Below are 22,563 nucleotides of genomic sequence, written 5' to 3' on the forward strand. Positions count from 1 at the left end.
CATCGTGTAACGGAATAGCTACTCTGTGATGTTGGTTATGTTATGGGAGCAGTTATACTACTTTGCCATGCCGCAACAACCGGGTAACAATAGAACTGAATACTTCTTCATCATAGGTTAAAGATAGCGCTTACAAATTGAAGAATCCACAGAATATATTGAATAATATACAGAAATACCAACACGCGTTTTTGAGTATCATTGAACAAAATAAAGAAATACTTGAACAAATATCAAACATGCTGTGTAACCATATTTTCCGGTCGTTTTATCCTCTGCCGGTTATACTTCGCCAAAATTAGCCTATTGCAATCCGCCAAAAACCGGATTATAATGAGCCTACGATTTTGACCGGTCGAAATAAACAGACCTCCCGGAGCAATCTCCGGTGTTTCTGAATATACATGATTGAACATAAACCTTTTGGTTTTATAGATGCATATATACATTCCGTGACGGGAAAGAGTACGTTATGATTCTGATCTACAGAGAGTTGGATAAGGTGCAAGCCAACGTTCAGGATATAGCCGAAGCCATCCCCGAGAAGCAGGCTGAACATTACAGTAGGTGCTGCCGCATTTCCAGCGTTAACGGGAACACGTATTGATAGATACGTTGCAGAGTGCCGCTTTGTCATAAAGCGGAACCAGGGTGGTAACACGGGCAGAGCTCGTCCCTTTTCAGGGGCGGGCTTTTTTTGTTTTCCGGAATTAAGAAAATACAGGCTGTACATGATAATCCCAACTCAATCATCCATGACTTGATATGATCCAACCCAGGATAACAATAAAAAAAGGCGTTCCCTGACGGATACGCCTCACCGAGGAGGAACTACAATGAGTTCAATGACCAAAAGCAACCTGATTACTTCGCTGGTACAGGAAATGCCCCCATCGGGGATACGCAAATTTTTTGACTATGCTTCCGGACAGGATAATATCATTTCTCTAGGGATCGGAGAACCGGACTTCACAACACCACGGGCAGTACGAGAAGCTTGTATCCGCGCGCTGGAAGAAGGCCGTACCGAGTATACGCCCAACGCCGGACTGCTTGAACTTCGCGAAAGTATCGCTGGCTATCTGCACACCAGCTACCAGCTGGATTATGATCCTGTACACGAGATGATGGTGACGATCGGCAGCAGCGAAGCGCTGGATCTGGCACTGCGGGTACTGATTAATCCGGGAGACGAGATTCTGGTTCCTTCCCCCTGTTATGTATCGTATTCTCCGATTACCGGACTATGCAGCGGCACCACAGTAGAGATTGAGACCTCTGCGCAGAACGGATTCAAATTGACTGCAGCCGAACTAGAGTCCAAGATTACGCTGCGCTCCAAGCTGCTGATTCTCAGCTATCCGAGCAATCCGACCGGCGGCATTATGAGCTATGACGATTGGCTGCCGATCGCACAGCTGGTGGAAAAGCATGATCTAGTCGTTATTTCCGACGAAATCTACGCTGAACTGACCTATGGCGCCAAGCATGTCAGCTTTGCATCGATGCCGGGTATGAAAGATCGTACCCTGCTGATCAGCGGATTCTCCAAAGCATTTGCGATGACCGGATGGCGTATCGGCTATGTATGCGGTCCCGAGGAGCTAATTGAACCTATGCTCAAAATTCACCAGTATACGGTGATGTGCGCGCCTATTCTGGGTCAGATCGCCGCTCTTGAATCGCTAAAACCGCACGGTCTCGAAGCCAAAGACCGGATGATGGAATCGTACAATGAACGCCGCCGAATGTTTGTAACTGGCCTGCGCCAGATTGGGCTGCCTTGTCATGAACCTCAGGGTGCATTTTATGCCTTCCCTTCTATCGCGCATACCGGGCTGACATCCGATCTATTCGCCGAGCGGCTGCTCAAGGAAATGAACGTGCTGGCTGTACCGGGTACCGCTTTTGGTCAGGGTGGCGAAGGATTTATCCGCTGCTCCTATGCCACTTCCGTTCCCAAGCTGGAACAGGCATTGGAACGGATGCAGCAATTTATGCAGCAGCTGTAGGTAACAGAATAGAATAATAAATACAATAAGGTTGTTTTACACTTGGAATGTCTGGATTGTGCTGAATCTGTAATGTGTACGGATCATCCGCACAAAAAAAGAAGAACATTCCATATGGTGCAAAGTGGAATGTTCTTCTTTTAATTTTATACAATGCTTCCAAATCAAACTTGCCGGTTCCTGCCTACTTGCCTGCAGAGTCAGCTTATTAATCAGCCAAACAGCTCGTTCACCAGGTCCCAATCCAGCTTCTGAATCACTGCGGTAAGCAAGGTAGCTGCCTGATCAAAATCCTTTTTCGCCATAATCGCGTTATGAGTATGGATATAGCGTGTCGGGAAACCGACCGACAGGGTAGGACAGCCTTTGCCGCTGAGGTGGAACTTGCCGCCATCGGTTCCGCCGCCAGGAATAGAATCTACCTGAAGCGGAATATGAAGCTCTTCTGCTGTATCCATCACCAGATCACGCAGGCCATTATGCGGAATCATGCTGGCATCGAACAGCAGAATCAGCGGACCATCTCCCACGCTGGTCTGTGTCGGCTGGGATTCCAGGCCCGGCATATCGCTGGCTACACCGACATCCAGCGCAAAAGCAATATCCGGCTCTACCAGATTGGCAAGGGTGATTGCACCGCGCAGACCGACTTCCTCCTGTACCGTTGCTCCGGCATACAATACATTCGGATGCTCCTGTTCCTGCAGACGCTTCATCACTTCAACAGCGAGTGCGCAACCGGCACGGTTATCAATCGCTTTGCCGACCCATAGCTCATCGTCGCGCATCGTGGTAAATTCGGATACCGGTACGACCCAGTCGCCCGGACGTACACCCATGGCTTTGGCATCCTCGGCATCTTTTGCTCCGATATCGATATACATGTTTTTAAGCGGAACGACTTTCTCACGTTCGGACGCTTCCAGAATATGCGGCGGTTTGGAGCCGACAATCCCGATATAATCACCTTTGCGCGTTTTGACTTTGACACGCTGGGACATAACCGAATGCGGCCACCATCCACCCAGCTGCTGGAATTTCAAAAATCCTTTGGAGGTAATGCTGGTAACCAGAAATCCGATTTCATCCAGATGACCGGCGATCAGCACTTTGGGTCCGCCTTCGCGGCCTGTTTTTTTACCAGCTATACTGCCCAGGCGATCCTTGAGGAGTTCATCGGATAACGGTTCCAGATAACCTGCCATCTTATCCCGAACGCTACGTTCAAAACCGGATACTCCATCTGTTTCGGTGAGTTCCTTCATCATTTGTGTCATTTCATCCATGCTGTTGTCTCTCCTTTTATTATGAAGTAGTCAAAACCATACAAGTCGGGCAGATCTTCATGATCTGCTGTGTGAATTGTAGTTTGCTTAATTCTTTTATCCTTATGCTTTGTACTCATTTCCAGCATGACGCTTCCGGAAACCAATAGCTATGAGATTGATTGTATGGTAACAAGGTTGGATTGGCAAACATTAGGCTGTGCACCATTTCCAGAATACAGGGCAACTTCGTATATTGCTGAATAGATGCGATAGATAGCTACACTGCATAGCCGGGACATTTTATCTCTGTTTCTGTTTCTGTTTCTGTTTCTGTTTCTGTTTCTATTTCTGTTTCTGTTTCTGTTTTTACTTCTACTTTCAATTCTTTATCCTTATTTCTATTTATGCTTTTGCTCCCTCTATAGTATTCTGTTACTACTTTGGCCTGTTCTCTGTTCTTGATCTTAATGAAGCATGTACAAAAAAGAACAAAACACCGTCTCTTACCTGTATCATGACGGTGTTTTGTTCTTTTTACTTCTATATTGATAATCTAATCCTGATACACACTCTCCAGGAATCGGTATACATCTTCAAATACCAGGTCATGCTGCTTGTCCATCGTCAAAATATGACCGGACTGATCATACCATTTCAGTTCCTTCACCGGTACGGTCAGCTCGTCATAGATGATCTGTGCACTTTCCAGATAAAGCTCTTCATCCAGCTCTCCCTGCATAATCAGTGTCGGTGCAGAGATCCGCTTGACCTGACGGGCAGTCGAAGCAATCAGCTCGCGCAGCTGATCCAGACTGTGCAGCGGCTCTTCCGCCAGCTGTTCCAGCTCACGCTCGATCTGCATCTCTTCTTTGCCTTCAATCGACTTGAACCAGCGGGCGTATTCCAGTACCCGTCTGAGAATATCTTCATTGCCTTTCTCGCGTACAGGTGCGCACATGGAGACAATCGCTTTGGCGGGAAACAAGGTACCCAGACGCAGCGAAAATACACCGCCGAGCGAGACACCGACTACAGCAACCTCTTCGTACCCTTCCTGCTCCAGATATTCATAGCCTTCCACAGCACTTTTCCACCATTCCGAGGGCTTGGTGTGCAGCAGTTCTTCCGGGGTACTCCCATGTCCTTTGTACAGCGGTCCATGACAGGTATACCCTCTATCATTCAGGAAACGTCCCAGTTTGCGGACATGCAGCGTATTGCCGGTATATCCATGCAGCAGCAGGGCAGCCTTCGCTCCTCCGCGATAGGTAAATGACTGAGGCGGAACCAGTTTCATCCGATCATCTCTCCAATTCTATTTTCTCTATACTATAAACAGAATGACTGCCTTAAAAGCAGAACCAGAAGTAAGAATACCATATTTGCTGCCATGAGCCTAATCCTGACCCAAGGGATCAGAAGCTCTGATAGCAGTCGGCAATCCTGCTTCCGACAGGAAGAGATCGATAGATTTCTGTCTTATTCGGTTACTGCGACACCGGACGGATAGGTAACTGTATAGTCGGCTTGTTCTATCCAGGTTCCATTGATCAGATTCCGTCCCCGTATATGCACACCATGCTCGTAGATATCTACATAGTAGCATTCACTGCCTTCCAGATACTCATCTTCATCCGTCCACAGATAACTGACCGAAGAAGCATTGAACATCGTAGCCATCTGTCCCTGCCCGTCATACATCGTATGCGGTGATCCCAGCTGCCAGTGCGTATGTCCGGTAAACAGGATGACCTGAGGGTAGCCAGACAGAATATGACGCAGCGCTTCATCCTGATGAACTCCATACCAGCCCTGCTCTTCCAGCGAGCCGGATACCGTATTCATAAGTGGCTGATGCAGGAACAGGAATATGGGACGTGTCCGGTCACCAGAGGTTGCCAGTGTGCTATCAAGCCATTCCAGCTGTACAGTGGATAGATGACAGTCTTTGGATAGCGACTGCTCGGTACCGATAAAAATAAAATGATACCCGCCAAGCCAGTGATCGTGATAGGAACCGGATGTGCCTGTTGCTTCATTAAAGTTGCCTATTCGCCGCTGCCATAGCTCCTGGGTAGCAGCATTATCCTTATTTGCCGGATCGGATTCGGCTGTCATCTGTGACTGATACTGCTCCCACAATTCCAGTAGCTGCTGTCCAGTCAGTCCCGTGAGCTCCTGCGGAGCTTCTTCCCAGATAAAATCACCCACATCATGATTGCCCATAGTAAAAAAGAAAGGTGGGAGTTGATCACGATACTTTTTCCATATCCGGTGCATTTCCTGGTATTCCGCTTCCAGACCATGATCGGTCACGTCCCCGACATGCATCACGCCGAGACTGGGCTGACCGTATGAGGCTATATCCGCCAGCGCCTTTTCCCAGTGAAGATTATGAATATGCTGCGGATCAGCGGTCACATGGGTATCCGTTATCACCTGGAAGCTTGCCAGCGGCCTTTTCCGGTTAGGATGCTCGATTTGCTCTGGCTGAGTGGCAGGAGTCCATTTATATTCGTTCATTGTACATCGCTCCATTTCAATCCGATAATTCCGACGATAATCAGTACCATCCAGCAGATCGATGCTGTTCGGAGCCGTTCCCCGAACAGGTAATACCCGGCAATACTAATTAGTGTAATACCGACACCTGACCAGATCGCATAAGCGATACTGATCGGCATATACCGCACCGCATAATTCAGCATGGTGAAGCTGGCTCCATAACAGACAAACATCAGCACCGAGGGCAGTAACCGGCTGAATCCATCCGACATTCTCATCATAATCGTACCGGTCAGCTCCAGTACAATCGCCAGCAGGAGCAGCAGCCAGCCTGTGCTACCTGTCATTCTCCTGTTCCATCCTGCAGCTGGGCAAAGGAAGTAATAACAGCATCCGCAGACGATGCATCTACGCCTGCACCGATACCAATCGTGAGCAGACAGCCTGCCGCTCTGCCCATCTGCATATCTCCGTTGGTATCCCCGATAACGACTGTCTGTCCGGGCGCTATACCCAGCTCTTCACAAGCCAGCAAGACCATATCGGGAAAAGGCTTGCCCTGGCGCACCCTGTCATTGCCAATGATAATATCGAAATCATCTGTCATGCCCATCCATTCCAGATGCCTGCGGGCGTTATCTGTCTGGTCTGCAGTGACAACAGCCAGACGTATTCCCTGCTGTCTGCAGCGATCCAGAAATCCGCGCACTCCGGGCAGCGGATAAGCAGGTCTGGAGCGCTCCATAGACAGATCCGCTTGCCGGATACAGTCATGCACGATCGATTTGGATACCGCCCAGGATAAGCCGGTACGGTATACATGCCAGATCAGTACAGCATACACTTCATCCATCGTTCCCATCGCCAGTGGTCCCTGTGCGTCATAGTCAATCATCTTGCCCTGTTCGTTATGGACCGTTCCCCAGATCGCAGGAATATCTCCGGGCTCCAGCATATAGTTATGTGCTGCCAAATGCAGGTTGATATGCTGCATCACTTCATCCGTCCAGAATCCCCACATCCGGTTAAAATCAAGCAGTGTCCCATCTTTGTCCAGCAGTACTGCCTGGATAGATTGCCGGTTCCATAATTGCTTATTTATCTGATCGAGCAGTTTCGATTGGTTTGCCATGATTTCTGTCATCTGTGCATGTTCCTTTCCTGCGTTTACATAAAAACAATGCACAGCGCGATGCAGCTGCACACTGTTTTGTTCATTGATTGAGAACTGTAGAGTCATTCTTCTCTGGCAAATATCAGACTGCCAAAAGGATCATTGCATTCCTTTGCTGCATGAATATAACATCTGCCGATCAGTCCGCCTGTTCGATCATCTGCCGGGAGCAGAAATGTTTATTTGTGCAATCTTAGCGGCTGTTGGCACGATCCAGCTCCTGCTGGGCTTTGACCTTGGCTTCCTGCAGTGCCTGTGCAGCTGGCACATTGTTGATCTGTACTTGATCCGCTGCCACTTTGAGCGCATCGGTAATTTTACCGCCTGTCGGGTCCTGGAATGGTGCAGAGGCATGGGCAGCCTGCTTGAGCGGTACTTCGATCTGTGGATTTTTCTTGCTGAATGCTTTGAACCCCGGATCTTCCAGTGCGGATTGACGCACCGCGATATAACCGGTATTCATCGACCATTGTGCCGTGTTGGATGCTTGGGAAAAGTAAGTCAGCCATTTGAATGCAGCTTGCTGTTGTTCGGGATTGGCTTTGGCCGGAATACCTGCCATGATGGCATTGGCGACCGGTTTGCCTTCGCCTTTTCCTTCCCAGCCCGGCTGTTCCATTGCACCTACAATCTTGAAGTCCAGATCGCCCTGATCGCCGCTGGAACCCGTGTATCCAGCTGCTTTATTTTTCATTACATCATCTATCGTTTTATACCAGTATTCCCAGCCTTGTCCGCCAGAATGAATGCCCATAATCTGATCTTCATGAATCCATTTGCGGAACATCTCCCATGTCTCAACCCACTCCGGAGAATCGATCGTGACTGTTTTGCCATCCGGGCTCAGAATACTGCCGCCTTTCCCCAGTACAGCATCAATCATATTGTCACTGCCCCACATCGGCTCCCAGCCATAAAATGTTGTTTTTCCATTTTCCTTTTTGGTCATTTTGGCAGCAGCTGCCGCCAGTGCTTCCCAGGTTGTGAGGCTCGCCGGGTCAATTCCATTGGCTTTGAGCGTATCCTTGCGGTAATACATTACTTGGGTGGTACCGTACATCGGCAGGAAATACTGCTTGCCATCTACCTGTCCCTGAGTGAGGAATGTCTGTACAAAATCTTCTTTTTTGAAATCGGGATCAGCGGCAATAAAGGAATCCATCGGTGCATAGTAGCCTTTTTTCGCCCAATCTACATTAGAGCTCAGTACAGCAGCCGGCACCTGGCCGGAAGCGATAGCTGCCTGCAACTTTTGCCCGGTCTCGTCATAATCTGCCTGTACGATGCCTTTGACAACCACTTCTTTTTGGGAAGCGTTAAATGCATCGATCGTTTTCTTCATATTGTCGCCGAGCTTGCCACCCAGTCCATACCAGAACTCGATTTCTACCGGACCCTGGGACGCTGTAGTAGTGCCTGCTGCACTGGTAGCGCTGTTTCCCGGTGAACCGCAGGCTGTAATCATCAGGAAGCTGGCGATTACCATAAGCGACATAGCTGATTTCCATTTCAACAGTGAACGGCGCTTGGGTGTACGACGATGCTCGACCAGCGTATGGAAGCCCAGATCCGTATGAGAGGAATCATTGTTGTAATCCATAACAGGATTTCCTTTTCCAGCGGCATTTATTGTTGAAAAAGTATTTACTTTAGCCGTATTCATCCCTGTCATATTATTCATTTCTTCATTCTTTATAATATTGTGAATACGTTGTTTACCGATCTCTTTTCCAAATAAACGAAATGTTTTCATCAATAGCAGCCTCTTCTCATTTTAAAATGTAATCGGTTCAAGTACTCCGGCAAACCAGCCTATTACGTTAGGATACGTATGTGTACAGTAGTCATCCGTACATTATGCTGCTATATCTTTTGCAACATTTGGCTAGTTTTTGTTCACACCTGCCGACATATTTACACTTTGCATAATCGTTTTCTGGGTAAATAAAAACAGAATCAGCAGCGGTGCAATCGTGAACGCACTGGCAGCCATAATCTGCGGCCATTTCAGACCGTAGGCTCCCCCTTCCACAAAAAAGCTGCGCAGCCCCGCCGATACCAGCTGCAGATCGGGGCTCTTGGTAATGAGCATAGGCCAGAAATAGTTGTTGTACTGCTCGATAAAGGTAATCAGTACCATCACTGCAAACGTCGAACGTGCCAGAGGCGTGATGATCGTCCACAAAATCCGGAAATGGGAAGCTCCATCCAGTTGTCCGGCTTCTACCAATTCATGCGAAATCTGCATAAATGCCTGTCGAATCAGGAAAATCGAGAACACACTGACACAGTTGGAAAGAATCAGCCCCGTATAACTATCCAGCAGCTGCAGCTTGCTCAGTACGAGGTAGCTGGGCAGATAGACAGCGGTACTCGGGATCATATAACCCAGCAGCACTACGCCGGTGAATAACCCTTTGAGCCGAAAACGCATATGGGTCAAGGCATACGCCATCATGCTGGAGTTGATAATCTGCAGCAAGGAAATCGCTGCCCCTACACCGATACTGTTCAGAATATAGCGGGCAAATGGAGCGGCATGCCATGCATCCACATAATTGCTCCACAGAAAAGTCTCCGGCCAGAAAGTCGGTGGGAAACGGAAAATCTCATCATTGGTCTTGAATCCGCTCATTACCATCCAATAGAATGGAAAAGCCATCATCAGGCTGATTATCGTTAGCATTACATAGCGCAGCATAGTTCCTGCTTTCCATGAATAACGGGTGATAGTCCCGTTTCTCCTCTCTGCTGCTCCCTTGCTGCCTGATTGTGATTGGCCTGGCCGGGAATTGGACGATGGGTACGACGCTGTCTCCTTGTCTGCTCCTGTCATATTCACTGGTAATGCACCATCTTTCGTCCGATCAGGAAGGAGCACCCTGATAACAAGACACAAATTAGAATAATAACGACTGCCACTGACGAAGCCTCCCCTACATTGAATGCCTCAAAGGCGGATTGATAATACAGATACAGCAGCGTACGTGTTGAGCCTGCCGGACCGCCCTGTGTCATGACATTGATCTGATCATACGCCTGCAAGGACTGGATCGTCAGGATAACAGCCAGGAAAAAAGTAGTCGGTGAGATCAGTGGCAGGGTAATATGGCGAAACTTACTCCATGCGTTGGCTCCGTCTATTGAAGCAGCTTCCAACAGATCCGAGGGCAGATTGCGCAGCGCCACCAGATAGAAGATCATTGCCCAACCTACCGATTTCCACAAGGTCACGATCAGTACCGCGATCAGCGCCCAGTTTGAATCCTGCAGCCAGCCGATCCCTGCCACACCGAACCAGCTTAGTACATGGTTCGCATAACCCACATCCGGCTGGAAAATCCACGACCAGACAATGGATACGGCTACTGTCGGCGTTACCCAGGGCGAGAAAATAAAAGCCCGGTATATACCCGAAGTCCGCAGCTTGCTGTTCATCAGCAGCGCCAGCAGCAGTCCGCCCACCATAATTGGAATTACACTTCCCAGTCCGAACAAACCTGTTACTTTCAGCGCCTGATAGAACTCGGGATTGCCCAGCAGATAACGATAATTGTCCCAGCCGACAAACAGCTTGTCCGGACTCATAAAGTCCCAATCCGTAAAGCTCAGATAAAATATGTATCCAAGAGGTCCCAGCCAGAATACCAGCAGCGGAATGACCGCCGGCATGGTGAATAGCAGTGCCTCACCTTCCCGGAATATTTTCGTTTTCAAAGCATCCACTCCTACGTTCAATTTTTATTTAATTGTGTGCTTCATTCATGCATTTTCATGTTATTATGTGTTCTGTACAAAAAATATTGTACATTCAAACGGGAAGATATGAGTTATCTCCATGTAAAAACATTGGTGATTCGTGTAAAATTTATAGCTTTAGCTGGAAATAAATCACATATCATGAGGTGACAGGATGGAAAAGGAAATAAATGAGATTCCTAATGAAGACCAACGTTCCCGCCAGCAGGAATTGCGTACCGAAATGATCGAAGCGATTGCACAGACGATGGATCTGTACGGCGTAAATCATTCATTCGGTCAGTTATATGGTGTGATGTATTTTGAAGATCGCCCCATGACTCTTGAAGAAATGAAAAATGATATGAATATGAGCAAAAGCAATATGAGCTATGCTGTTCGCTCCCTGATGGAATCGCGTATGATCAACAAGCTCGACGAAAAGCGCGATCGCAAAGATCAATATCAGGCAGAAACCAATTATTTCCGTACGTTCCAGAACTTCTTCGGTACACGACTGCAGCGCGAGATTGATGTTATGACAGCTTCGATGAATGAAGTTATTCCCCAGTTGTCCGAGATTATTCTGTCCCGGCATACCACAGCCGAGGAGCGGGAGAGTTGCCTGCGTGATCTGCACAAATTGCAGCATGCACAGCAGTATTATGAATGGCTGCAGCATTTTGTGAATGAGCTGCAGGCGGGTACTTATTTTCCTTCTTTGGCGCAAGATGAGTAATCCAGCAGATTGACGAATCTTGATTTTTGTTCAATGATGGATAAGACGGCAATATGATTGCCTCTATTCTGTCTTACATAAGGAGTGTTCCCCATGAAATACCGTAATCTTGGCCATACCGGCCTCAAAGTAAGTGAAATTGCGCTTGGCAGCTGGCTTACCTACGGTACTGCCGCCGAGCAGCAAGCCGCTGATCAGTGTATTCGTACAGCTTTTGAATATGGTATTAACTTTTTCGATACAGCAAACGCTTACAACCGTGGCGAGGGTGAAAAAGCCATCGGTGCCGCCCTGTCTGCTTATGAACGTTCCAGTTATGTACTGAGCACCAAGGTCTTTTTCCCAATGGGCGAGGGCCCCAATGATCGCGGTTTGTCACGTAAGCATATTATCGAACAATGCGACGCCAGTCTGAAGCGTCTGGGTACCGACTATATTGATATTTATTTCTGTCACCGGTTTGATCAGGAGACACCGGTCGAAGAAACGCTGCGCGCGCTGGATGATCTGACCGCACAGGGCAAGATTCTATATGCCGGTGTCAGTGAATGGAGTGCCGCCCAGATTGCCGGTGCTGCTGCGATCAGCGATCGCCTTCGTCTGCGTCCACTCGCTTCCAATCAGCCAATCTATAATCTGTTTGAGCGGTATATCGAAGATGAAGTACTGCCGGTATCCATGCAGCATGGGCTGGGTCAGGTCGTCTTCTCTCCTCTCGCACAGGGTGTACTGACCGGTAAATACAAACCGGGACAGGCTCCGGCGGCAGGTACGCGCGCTGCCGACGATTCTGTGAATCAGGTGATTAACAGCTATCTGCGTGAGGATGTACTCGGCGTTGTGGCAGAGCTGAATGAATTGGCTGGCAGTATGGATATCACTTTGTCCCAGCTAGCTCTTGCCTGGGTACTGCGTCAACCGGGTGTTAGCTCCGCCATTATCGGGGCAACCAAGCCGCACCAGATTCAGGAGAATGTGGAAGCGGTAAATATATCTTTGAATACCGAAGTGCTGGAACAGATCGATCAGATCATGCTGAAAATCAAAGATTTTGCGCCTATGCGCTGATCACCCCGTGGCAATTGGTCAGAATGGATATTTCATTACATGATGACTGCAGCGCATGATCAGATCAATGAATATACAGCATGATCAGCATTTATCCGATCTGTTCAGACACTCCGCTGAAGGAGGATACTCATTATGGAAATACAATTTAAGAATACAGTGATCGAAGCCGTGCAGGGTGATATTACCAGAGAGACTACAGATGTTATCGTCAATGCCGCCAATTCCAGCCTGCTGGGCGGTGGCGGTGTCGATGGAGCGATTCATCGTGCTGGCGGACCGGAGATTCTGGAGGAGTGTCAAAAGATTCGCGCTCGTCAGGGCGGATGCGCAACCGGTGAAGCTGTCATTACAACCGCAGGCAGACTGCCGGCTCGTTATGTAGTGCATACGGTAGGTCCGGTATGGAATGGTGGCAGCAATGGGGAAGATAATTTGCTGCATAACTGCTACCTGAATTCTCTGGCACTGGCTAATGACCATGGAGCGACCAGCATTTCTTTTCCCAATATCAGTACAGGCATCTATGGCTATCCCAAATCCCAGGCTGCCGATGTAGCGATTCAGGCTATAAAGGAATATGTGCAGCTCAGTGGTAAAGGACATATGCAGCGTATCCGGTTCGTCTGCTATGATGCAGAGAATCTGGCACTGTATGAGCAGAAACTGGAGCAGGCTTTTCAGCAGTCCTGAATACACTATGAATAACAAAAAATAAACAAGACCCTGATTCCAGGATCATTTCTGTGGAGCTTCCATGTATGCCTGCATGGAAAGTCTCCAAGAAAGTGATCCCCGATCAGGGTCTTGTTTGATTGTTCAGATAAAAATGGTTGTATCAAAAATAAACAGGCATTATCACCGAATAATAGCTATCTCGCCTCTATATCGCACTCCAAATTCTATACGAACAGCTTACAGCAGAGCGTTCAGACAGAAAGCCCCTTTTTCACGAATACGGATATCGTAAATGGATGTACCCAGCGTCTTCTCGATCAATGCTCTATAACCTGCTGCATGTTCATTCGGAACTACAGCCAGAATAACACCGGCAAAGCCGCCGCCATGCAGACGACAGGCACCACCGCCGATATCCTGCAAATAGATTTCTGTAATAGCCAGCGCAATCGCCATACTCTGATCGTGATGATCCGAATCGCGGTAGCAGTTTTGCAGCCATTTCCAGGAAGAATTACCGGAAGCGGTCAGCAGGCTAAGGAATGCCGGCATATCATTCTGGCGCAGCGCTTCAACCTGATGATCTACACGGCGATTCTCTTCCAGAAAATGCATTGCTCTCAGGATTGCACGATCCCCTGTCTCCCGGCGCAGGCGAGGCAGATCTGCATAGATCTGATCCAGCGTAATATCCCGGCAGAACTCGGCACCCAGCGCACGAGCCACAGCGAACATTTCATTCGGTACACTCGCATAATCCTCTGTCAGATCGGCATGATTACCACCGGTATTTACTACTATCATGGAATAGCCTGCTGCCTGGAAATCATACTGCAGCTGCTCTACCTGAGGCTGGGAAGGATCAGCGAAGTCCATCGCGACCATACCGCCATAGGCACAGGCCATCTGATCCAGAAGACCGGATGGTTTGTTCCAGTATTGATTCTCGGCATATTGGCCGATTTTGGAGATATCGGCAGCACTTAGCGTACCCTGATTATAGAAATGATTCAGAATCGTACAGATCAGCATTTCAAAAGAAGCCGAGGAGCTCAGTCCCGAAGCTGCCAGTACATTGGTCGTTACATAGGCACGGAATCCGCCAACTTCCAGTCCTTTTTCCAGGAAACCGGATACAATTCCTCTCAGCAGCTTGGTGGTAGCGCTCTCAGAATCGGCTGCTGAAGATTCCTTTAGATTTATTTTGAACTCTCCCTCATATCCTTCGGAGACGAGAACAATAATGGGTTCAGATGTAGGCACCGCTGCCGCAATGGTATCCAGATGAATACTGCCTGCAAGCACTTTGCCATGGTTATGATCGGTATGATTACCACCAATCTCTACGCGGCCCGATGCGCTAAACAGCTGCAATCCGCTCATATCCGCGCCGTAATGATTCAGGAAATTCCCGATCAGCTGCTCATAACGGGACTGCTGCATCTCCAGTTCGCCCTGTCCGTATAATCCGGTCAGCAGCTGCTGCATCCCTGTCTGACTCATATATTGCTGGATCTGTTCTAATGTATCCATGATGTACCCTCCACTTTTGTAAATATGTATCTTCACTTGTCTAAGTATAATCGTGTCTTCTCCGCAGGGACAGGATAAAATTCCAATATTCACGACAATTTGCTAATCCATGTCTATAGCCGTCTCATTATCCATCCCAGAAGGATAACAAAATTCCTTTTTTATACAGTAAAAGGCACCCGTATTACTTATCGGGTGCCTTGGATCATTTCTATAATAGAAGATACCTTGAATAGACGATACCTTGGTTTGCACAGTAAAGTCTTTTCTATTATTTGTTACTCATATCTACAAAACGTTTGAGCAGCTGACGAATATTACGGAAAGATTGCAGTCGGTAGTTGGCGTGTGTACTACCTGCTCCCACCTTGATAGAGAATGCATCTTCCGGCAACGCATCAAACAGATCCTCATCGGTATGGTCATCGCCTACACCGAAGATAAAGTCATAATCTTTGCCCTGCATCATCTGATGGGCGCCATGACCTTTGTTCATGCGGGTATCCTTGATCTCCAGTACTTTGTTGCCTTCCAGAATACCAAGACTCATCGACTGTGTGATCGAGAGCAGTGCTTCACGCAATTCATTGCGTTTCAGCGCACCGATTTCCGGCTCACACTGTCTGTAGTGCCAAGCGAGAGAGTATTCTTTTTCCTCGATCAGGGAACCTGGTGTGCGGTCAGTATACATTTCCAGTACATGACGGATCGATTCTTTCCAATCATTATCCACACTCATGGTCATTCTCCACTCGCCGCCTGGCTCACGCAGCCATAGACCATGGGAAGCAATAATATGCAGATCCAGATCGCCCAGCCATTTCTCAATTACATCGCGGTCGCGGCCGGTAATAATAACAACAGTGTTACGCTTGTCGGCACACAGATCACTCAGGATCTGACGCAGTTCCTCGTCCGGCTTGGCCTGATCCGGTGTTGGCTTGAATCCTACCAGCGTACCATCATAGTCCAGGAACAGCACGCGTTTGTTGGAATCTACATATGCTTTTTCCACATTGGAAGGTTCGGATTTGATGTCGATTACATCCTTGGTTTCCACCTGGGAATCTGTTGTATTTTTGAGTGCTTCGAGGAACTCGTCTGCCCAGAATTTCACATTGTAACGGGAAATCCGGCGATGCAGCATTTTGTTGCGCTCGATTTTCTCATGATCCGGCATATCCAGAGCCGTTTTGATACCGGCAGCAATCGCACCGTAATCATTGGCATTGACGATAACCGCCTCACCCAGCTCACTCGCTGCACCGGCAGTCTCACTCATCACGAGCATGCCTTTATAGTCATTGCGAGCAGCAATATACTCTTTGGCTACCAGGTTCATTCCATCGCGCAGCGGAGTAACCAGCAGCACATCGCTGTTACGATAGAACGCAATCAGATCGTCCTGTGTAAAAGTACGGAAGAAGAACCAGACCGGCATCCAGCTCAGTGTACCGAACTGTCCATTCACCGCGCTGACCAGCTCTTCAATCTCACGCTTGAGATTATCGTAAGCTTCCACACCTACACGGGAAGGAGCCACGATCAGGTTTAAGCGAACCTTTTCATGATATTCCGGATATTTGATCAGGAACTGCTTGAATGCCTTAATACGCTCAGGCAGTCCTTTCGTATAATCCAGACGGTCGACCGAGATAATATTTTGTACGGATTTGGTGCTTTCGATAAATTCCAGTGCTTCATTGGACAGACCATCCTGTCCCGAAGATTTGGAGAAGTATTCATAGTCAATGCCCATCGGGAATGCTTCTACCTGCACACTGTATGTTTCATAATTCACTTTGTAGAGGTTATGTTCTTTGCCTAGCAAACGGCGTACACTGCTCAGGAAATGACGTACATAATCATAAGTATGGAATCCGATCAGATTGGCGCCCATGAGTCCTCTAAGGATCTCTTCACGCCAGATAAGTAAACGATAAATTTCGAATGAAGGAAACGGAATATGCAGGAAAAATCCGATTTTGGTATCCGGATATTTCTCACGAATCATCTGCGGCAGCAGCATCAGCTGATAATCGTGAATCCAGATCGTGTCATTGGGTTCGATCACCGGATCAATGGAGTCAAAGAATTTCTGGTTGACCTTTTTGTAAGCTTCCCACGTATCGGTATTGTACTCGGTCGCATTGGTGAAATAATGGAACAGCGGCCAGATGGTTTCATTACAGAATCCATGGTAATACTGTTCGATTTCTTCTTCGGACAGGAAGATCGGCAGGCAATTGTACTCTTCACGCAGCTCCTGATCAATCTCTTTCTCGTCCTGTTCATTCAGATCATTGCTGGAAATACCAGGCCAACCGGCCCACAGGCTATCCCCCTGCTCATGATAACTTTTTAGTCCGGTAGCCAGGCCACCGATACTTTTACTATATTGAAGATCGGACTCATTTTTTTTCACTGTTACTGGTAGACGATTGGATACGAAAATTATTTTACTCATTGAATCTCCTCTCCTAACCAAAGTATAATGTAGAGTTAAATGTTTGTTTTTGAATAGATAGTGCTCGGTAAAACCGGTGCTCCTATTGGTCAATGGCAAATTACCCTTATTTGCACATTCCGACTCAGTCTTGCTAATTAAGTTGCATGATTGTTTGACAAATCTTATGTAAATACATAGCAAAAAGCCTATAGAACCAGTCGTTCTATAGGCTTTTTGCTGTTTCTGCTGCATGTACCCTAGTTTATACTAGAGCCCTACTGTTTGATCTGGATCAGCCTTTATTCAGGACCAGTTCCAGCTGTACATTGATATCATTCTCGGTACTCATAACGACCGAGTGTGGATTGCTCATGCCAAAGTCCTGGAAAGTAACCACTGTAGTCCCGGATAACAGAATCTTGCCATCCTGATAGACTCCTTTGGCATCAAATGTTACTTCTTTTTCTACACCTTTGACGGTAAGCGTACCTTTCATTTTGAACTCATTGGTAGCGCCTGATGCCCACTCGGCTGGCAGTCCCTCAAAAGAAGTCGCTTTGAATGTAGCATTCGGGAATTTACTTACATCAAAAAAGTCTGCTTCTTTGACATGCTCGTCACGCTGCGCGGTTCCGGAATCAATAGCACTCATATCGATTTGTCCTTCAGCCGACATCTGCGCAGGATCGTCTACGTTTACTTTCCAGTTTCCTGTTACTTTTTCATCTACAAAGTTCACTGTTTCCTGTGAAGTCGTTACGGAGAAGTATACTTTGGAGCCAGTGCTGATCGCCCAGTCTCCATTCAGCTCTTTGCCGGTTACACTTGTTCCACTGGTAGCTGTCTGGCCTTCGGCGGCTGCAGCTTCTGTCGGGATAACCTGCTGGATTTCTACTTTGTTCCCCATATAACTCTGCATAAATGTATAACCACCAACAGCCAGCAGTACCACTACAACTGCAGAAGCAATTATCCAGTTTCTTGTTTTTTTCGTCATTATTATTCTCTCCTTTGGTTAGATCATGACGTAAGTATAGTTGGTGAATGTGTCGGGAATATGTCGGTGATTCTTTTTATTTTCGATTGCATTTGGATATGATATTTAAGATGGAGAGCATTATACAATGGTTTCCAGGTAAAAATGAAAAAAGCTGCAATGATAAAGCTTGCAGCTCAATTTCCTGCTCATATACAATAGATATAAAAAAGTAAGTATTCTGTACAGACATGATACTGCTCAACAAGGAGTTTCACCCCTATGAGTCTGATTCTGATTATCGAGGACGAACCGGCGATTGCCCGTGTATTGTCCGCTTATTTAAAAAAAGCAGGCTTTGAAGTGGAACATGCCGCAGACGGTCATACGGCCATGGAAAAATTCCAGTCCTGCTCTCCTTCTCTCGTCGTGCTTGATATTATGCTTCCGGGCATGGATGGCTGGGAGCTGCTGCAGCTTATCCGCGCGCAGGGCGCTTGTCCGGTAATTATGCTGACTGCGCGAGACCGGATGGAAGACCGGCTGAACGGACTGGACAGTGGCGCCGATGATTATATGACCAAGCCTTTTACACCGGAAGAAGTAGTGGCACGGGTGAACGCGGTGCTGCGCCGTCGCCCTTATTTGACCGATGGTGCGAGCAAGCGTCATTTTGGCAATCTGGTGATTGATTTGGCAGCCAAGCAGGTCTATCTCAATGGTGCAGAAGTGCCGCTCAGTCCGCGCGATCTGTCGCTGCTGCTGTTCCTTTCCGAATATCCCAATCGCACCTTTACCCGGGATCATCTAATTGAACAGGTATGGGGCATGGATTATGAAGGCAGTGACCGGGCGGTTGATCTATCGATCAAACGGCTTCGCCAATCCCTCTCCCACTGGTCTGCAGATACCGGAGAGATCCGTACATTACGAGGAATGGGGTATCAATTTTGGGTAAACGAGTAAAACGCACGCGTTCCACATCGCTCCTGTCTTACTGGACGATACGATACTTCATTATTCTATGTATTGGGTTCACTATTATTGCCGCAGCAGCAATCTACTGGATGCGCGATGCGACCATGGAGAGCCGGCTCCAGACAGCCGGATTGCTCGGTCAGGAAGTCGCTGATCGTGTGACGTCTCCGGAAGGTCAGCTCACGATCCCGCCCAAGCTTGATTATATTGTCAAAAACAGGCTCTTTTTCTTCAATATCGATGAATATATCTGCCTCATGATTACCGATCAAAAAGGCGATCTGAAATTCTCTCGTCCCGCTATGACCGAGCAGCAAATGCACGATAAACTGACCGATGATCTGAGTCAGCCCCGGGATGATCGTTATGTAGCCATTACGACGCCGATCGACAGTAACAATGAACAGCTTGGCAAAGTTATTATTTTGCAATCCAAAAGAGCACTTACGTACAGCCCCCAGGAAATGATGGTATCTATTCTGCTGCTGGCTCTTCTGATACTGTCTGGCTGGCTGACCCTTTACCTGCTGTCTCGCAAACTGGCTCGTCCGCTCGGCAGCGTAGCCGATGCCGCGCAGCAGATCCGTCAGGGCAATTATGATGTACAGCTTAATATTCATACACCCGAAAGGGAGATTCAGCAGCTGGTTTCTTCCTTTGAAGACATGGCCAAACGACTCAAGCATCTGGAGGAGTGGCGTGCTCTCTCGCTCGCCGGTGTAACCCATGAGCTGAAGACACCGGTTACTTCGATCAAGGGACTGGTTATGGCTGTACGGGATGAAGTGGTCGTACAGGAAGAAGCCCAGGAATTTCTCGATATCGCACTCAAGGAATCCGACCGGATGGAACGTATGGTCGCCGATCTGCTGGATTATAATGCATTTGCTTCGGGCAGTGTGGAGGTTCGCCAGGATCATATCGATCTTCCTGTGCTGATATCTGAAGTCGTCTACCAGTGGAATCTGTTGCATGATACTACTCGCGTTCATGTTACGACCGATCTGCCTGCGACTTCTCTGTATACTATAGGTGATGCACTGCGTATTCAACAGATTATGGTTAATCTGCTAAATAACAGTCTGCAGGCAGCTGCTCCAGAACAGAGGCTGGAGCTGCATATCCGGATGTATACCAAGCAGCAGCAGATCCAGATCGAAGTGACCGATAATGGAACCGGCGTTGCTCCGGAAGAACAGGATTATGTTTTCGAGCGCTTTTATCGTGGTGAACACAAAAAGCGGGCAGTCCGGGGTCTCGGTCTGGGTCTTACTTACAGTCAGCTTCTGGCACACGCCCAGCAGGGAGAGCTTCTGTTAAAGCACAGTTCTTCTGCGGGTACGACCTTTATATTACAGATGCCACTGTCCGCTGATACTCTATCTATTCAGACAGCTGCCTATACAGCCAAACCTTCTTTTACCATGGAAGCCCTGTCCAAAAAGTATTGAATAGCATCGTCCTGTTCAACAGGAGATACACTGCGCAAGGACAGGTTGATAATCAGGGTATCGCAAGCTGTTGGCTCGTGTGAAGACTATCTGCATGTATCGATAAAATAATGCAAAATCTCTGAATCTCTGAATCTCCGAATCTCCGATCAATATATCCGCCCAACAAATAGACCGCAAAGCCTCTATGCATATTCTGCAGCGCTTTGCGGTCTATTTATTATCTTATCCATCATTATGTTCTATGTTTATCTATGATTGTACTGCGAATATCTTTTGCTCGGTAATTGCATGCTATTCGCAGGCAATTCCGTCCTTATCACGATCCAGACGGATACGGTATCCTGGATCACCTTTGTAAAGTGGAGCTTTACCGGCTTTGCGCACGGCTGTACAGTTTTTGTAGTATACGGTTTTTCCTTTGACCGCAGTATAAGCAGATGCCTGCTGCGAAGGCTTGGCTTCTACTGTAGTAGATACTGCAATACCTGTACCTGCGAGCAAGGCTGCAGTCAATAATCCGGTGCATACTTTGTTCATCATTTTCATCGTAATATCCCCTTTGTGTTTGAATAGTCAGATCATAATTGCACAGAAAGATTACTTATTTAGTTATCTTACGAATTGTATCATATCATATATTTATGTTTTATTTTACCTTTTTTTCAAAATTAAAATTTAATAAGTACTTACTAATGAAGTGACAAATTAAAAAGTACTAAAACACTCTAAACAATCAATTCTCTATTATGAATTTTTCATGTATTGTAATCGCATAATAAGATTACAACAAAAAGCCTCGTAGCTATAGATCCTGAATATTCAGGCTTTGTTCTACAGCTATAAGGCTTTTTAATATATTATTTTATTTATCAAAAATCATTATAGTTGCTTACCCTTTAATTGTTTTTCTACTACCTATCGCACTGCCGTTGTAGATAGTTCTGATACTTATCCAGCTTATCTTATCCTGTCATAAACCTTTTTTATTCAAATACAGTCTGAAAAGCAGTCATCACTCCACCTGTTTTGGATCGATCCAGGATAGCAAATACGATTTTGTAAAATAGCAGACCATATCCTTCTTTGAACAGAATATCATGGAACCAGCGGGCGACCTCTTCTGGACGGTTACGGAATACACCGCAGCCATAGGCTCCGAGAATCAGGTTTTCTTCTCCCTGTTCATTCGCTGTCGCCAGAATATAGCGAATACGCTGCTTCATTACCAGCTCAATCTCATGCTCCCGCTCTGGCTCACGTTCACGTACTACACCAGCGTTCACCGCCGGGGCAGTTATCATCGATACTTGGTAAGGCTGATCACGCAGCTGTCCCTGATCTTCGCGGAATATGGTTACATCGGGCGAATAGATCATGTAATCGGAATAGAGACAGCTCTTTTCCTGACGGTTATGCTTGTACATCTCTTCCATTTGTACGATAGCCGGGTACAAGGAAGAAGAACGTGCCAGACTCTCTTCCTGCGCCTGACTGCCTCCGAGGAATCCACCACCCGGATTGCGAGCAGAAGCAAAGTTAAGCGCCAGTACATGCTGCTTCTCTTCATTAACCGCCAGACGCTGCGCGGCTGCGAGTGTGGATTCATTCGTACATTCGATCCGGTTGCGGATCTCCTGATAAATAGCTGCTGTATCCAGTGTATCTGCCTGTTCGCGAATACGTGCTTCGACTGCATGCTGAATATCGGGCAGCTCAGATGGACGATACAGTCGTGAATGATCGATAGTATACTTTATCTGATTATGGATCGTTATTGTTTCTCCCATTGCATTAATATATTGCCCGTTGTCCAGAATATCCAGGGTTTCCTGCGCCCATCTGGAACGAATCTCTCTGGCTCCCTGGGTGTTTTTAACTCCCTGTGTAGCGGAATTTATATGTTTGGTCATCCTTATCATTCCTTACTTTTACTTTTACTTTTACTTTTACTTTTACTTTTACAACTATTATGTTAAAGCTTTGTGCCTGGA

General features: G+C 47.3%; 18 protein-coding genes, 1 pseudogene and 1 other annotated feature. Of the genes and pseudogenes, 6 read left to right on the plus strand and 13 right to left on the minus strand.

The window, feature by feature from the left end:
• The first annotated feature begins 443 nt into the window (after positions 1–443).
• Positions 444–681 (plus strand) — a binding site (T-box leader).
• A 155-nt stretch (positions 682–836) separates the two neighbouring features.
• Positions 837–2,012, plus strand: coding sequence for an aminotransferase class I/II-fold pyridoxal phosphate-dependent enzyme (locus AR543_RS16015; protein WP_060535452.1), 1,176 nt, complete (start codon positions 837–839; stop codon positions 2,010–2,012).
• A gap of 212 nt (positions 2,013–2,224) precedes the next feature.
• Here the strand turns inward: AR543_RS16015 and AR543_RS16020 are convergent, their stop codons facing one another.
• From AR543_RS16020 to AR543_RS16055, 8 genes are all read right to left on the minus strand, one after another.
• Positions 2,225–3,298, minus strand: a complete 1,074-nt coding sequence (locus AR543_RS16020) for a M42 family metallopeptidase (RefSeq protein ID WP_060535453.1) — start codon at positions 3,296–3,298, stop codon at positions 2,225–2,227.
• 535 nt (positions 3,299–3,833) lie between these two features.
• On the minus strand, positions 3,834–4,577 hold the full coding sequence (locus AR543_RS16025; RefSeq protein ID WP_060535454.1) for an alpha/beta hydrolase: 744 nt from the start codon (positions 4,575–4,577) through the stop codon (positions 3,834–3,836).
• A 182-nt stretch (positions 4,578–4,759) separates the two neighbouring features.
• Positions 4,760–5,803 (minus strand): metallophosphoesterase family protein, encoded by a 1,044-nt coding sequence (locus AR543_RS16030; RefSeq protein ID WP_060535455.1) that lies wholly within the window; start codon positions 5,801–5,803, stop codon positions 4,760–4,762.
• Complete coding sequence (locus tag AR543_RS16035) at positions 5,800–6,132, minus strand: DMT family transporter (RefSeq protein WP_060535456.1); 333 nt, start codon at positions 6,130–6,132, stop codon at positions 5,800–5,802. Before AR543_RS16035 ends, AR543_RS16030 begins: the two co-directional genes overlap by 4 nt.
• A complete protein-coding gene (locus tag AR543_RS16040; protein ID WP_060536816.1) occupies positions 6,129–6,917 on the minus strand; it encodes an HAD family hydrolase in 789 nt (262 codons plus the stop codon). The genes AR543_RS16035 and AR543_RS16040 overlap by 4 nt, the downstream gene beginning before the upstream one ends.
• 235 nt (positions 6,918–7,152) lie before the next feature.
• Positions 7,153–8,454 (minus strand): ABC transporter substrate-binding protein, encoded by a 1,302-nt coding sequence (locus AR543_RS16045; RefSeq protein ID WP_227871901.1) that lies wholly within the window; start codon positions 8,452–8,454, stop codon positions 7,153–7,155.
• 390 nt (positions 8,455–8,844) lie between these two features.
• Positions 8,845–9,660 (minus strand): carbohydrate ABC transporter permease, encoded by an 816-nt coding sequence (locus tag AR543_RS16050; RefSeq protein ID WP_060535457.1) that lies wholly within the window; start codon positions 9,658–9,660, stop codon positions 8,845–8,847.
• A 137-nt stretch (positions 9,661–9,797) separates the two neighbouring features.
• Complete coding sequence (locus AR543_RS16055) at positions 9,798–10,631, minus strand: carbohydrate ABC transporter permease (RefSeq protein WP_060536818.1); 834 nt, start codon at positions 10,629–10,631, stop codon at positions 9,798–9,800.
• 241 nt (positions 10,632–10,872) lie between these two features.
• Here AR543_RS16055 and AR543_RS16060 point away from each other — a divergent pair, with 241 nt between their 5' ends.
• The 3 genes from AR543_RS16060 to AR543_RS16070 all read left to right on the plus strand — a co-directional run bounded on the left by AR543_RS16060 (position 10,873) and on the right by AR543_RS16070 (position 13,197).
• Positions 10,873–11,436, plus strand: coding sequence for a GbsR/MarR family transcriptional regulator (locus AR543_RS16060; RefSeq protein WP_060535458.1), 564 nt, complete (start codon positions 10,873–10,875; stop codon positions 11,434–11,436).
• Between the two features lie 93 nt (positions 11,437–11,529).
• Positions 11,530–12,504, plus strand: a complete 975-nt coding sequence (locus AR543_RS16065; protein ID WP_060535459.1) for an aldo/keto reductase family protein — start codon at positions 11,530–11,532, stop codon at positions 12,502–12,504.
• Positions 12,505–12,639: 135 nt separating this feature from the next.
• On the plus strand, positions 12,640–13,197 hold the full coding sequence (locus AR543_RS16070; protein WP_060535460.1) for an O-acetyl-ADP-ribose deacetylase: 558 nt from the start codon (positions 12,640–12,642) through the stop codon (positions 13,195–13,197).
• Between the two features lie 222 nt (positions 13,198–13,419).
• On the opposite strand, the gene AR543_RS16075 is transcribed toward AR543_RS16070, so the two are convergent.
• The 3 genes from AR543_RS16075 to AR543_RS16085 all read right to left on the minus strand — a co-directional run bounded on the left by AR543_RS16075 (position 13,420) and on the right by AR543_RS16085 (position 18,161).
• Entirely contained in the window at positions 13,420–14,715 is a 1,296-nt protein-coding gene (locus tag AR543_RS16075) for a galactokinase (RefSeq protein ID WP_060535461.1), read from the minus strand.
• Between the two features lie 271 nt (positions 14,716–14,986).
• Positions 14,987–17,182, minus strand: coding sequence for a bifunctional alpha,alpha-trehalose-phosphate synthase (UDP-forming)/trehalose-phosphatase (locus AR543_RS16080; RefSeq protein WP_060535462.1), 2,196 nt, complete (start codon positions 17,180–17,182; stop codon positions 14,987–14,989).
• Between the two features lie 274 nt (positions 17,183–17,456).
• Positions 17,457–18,161 (minus strand): YceI family protein, encoded by a 705-nt coding sequence (locus AR543_RS16085; protein WP_060535463.1) that lies wholly within the window; start codon positions 18,159–18,161, stop codon positions 17,457–17,459.
• Positions 18,162–18,422: 261 nt separating this feature from the next.
• Between AR543_RS16085 and AR543_RS16090 the strand changes: the two genes are divergently transcribed.
• Positions 18,423–19,106: a response regulator transcription factor gene (locus AR543_RS16090; RefSeq protein ID WP_060535464.1), complete on the plus strand. Its 684-nt coding sequence runs from the start codon at positions 18,423–18,425 to the stop codon at positions 19,104–19,106.
• Entirely contained in the window at positions 19,091–20,569 is a 1,479-nt protein-coding gene (locus tag AR543_RS16095) for a HAMP domain-containing sensor histidine kinase (RefSeq protein WP_227871763.1), read from the plus strand. Before AR543_RS16090 ends, AR543_RS16095 begins: the two co-directional genes overlap by 16 nt.
• Positions 20,570–20,863: 294 nt before the next feature.
• Here AR543_RS16095 and AR543_RS24735 read toward each other — a convergent pair.
• Together AR543_RS24735 and AR543_RS16105 are read right to left on the minus strand one after the other, a co-directional pair.
• Positions 20,864–21,034: pseudogene (locus AR543_RS24735) on the minus strand (excalibur calcium-binding domain-containing protein); the annotation flags it as partial.
• A 521-nt stretch (positions 21,035–21,555) separates the two neighbouring features.
• Positions 21,556–22,482: a TIGR02452 family protein gene (locus AR543_RS16105; RefSeq protein WP_060535466.1), complete on the minus strand. Its 927-nt coding sequence runs from the start codon at positions 22,480–22,482 to the stop codon at positions 21,556–21,558.
• Between the last annotated feature and the right edge of the window lie 81 nt (positions 22,483–22,563).

The organism is Paenibacillus bovis, from assembly GCF_001421015.2.
Lineage (GTDB): Bacteria > Bacillota > Bacilli > Paenibacillales > Paenibacillaceae > Saccharibacillus > Saccharibacillus bovis.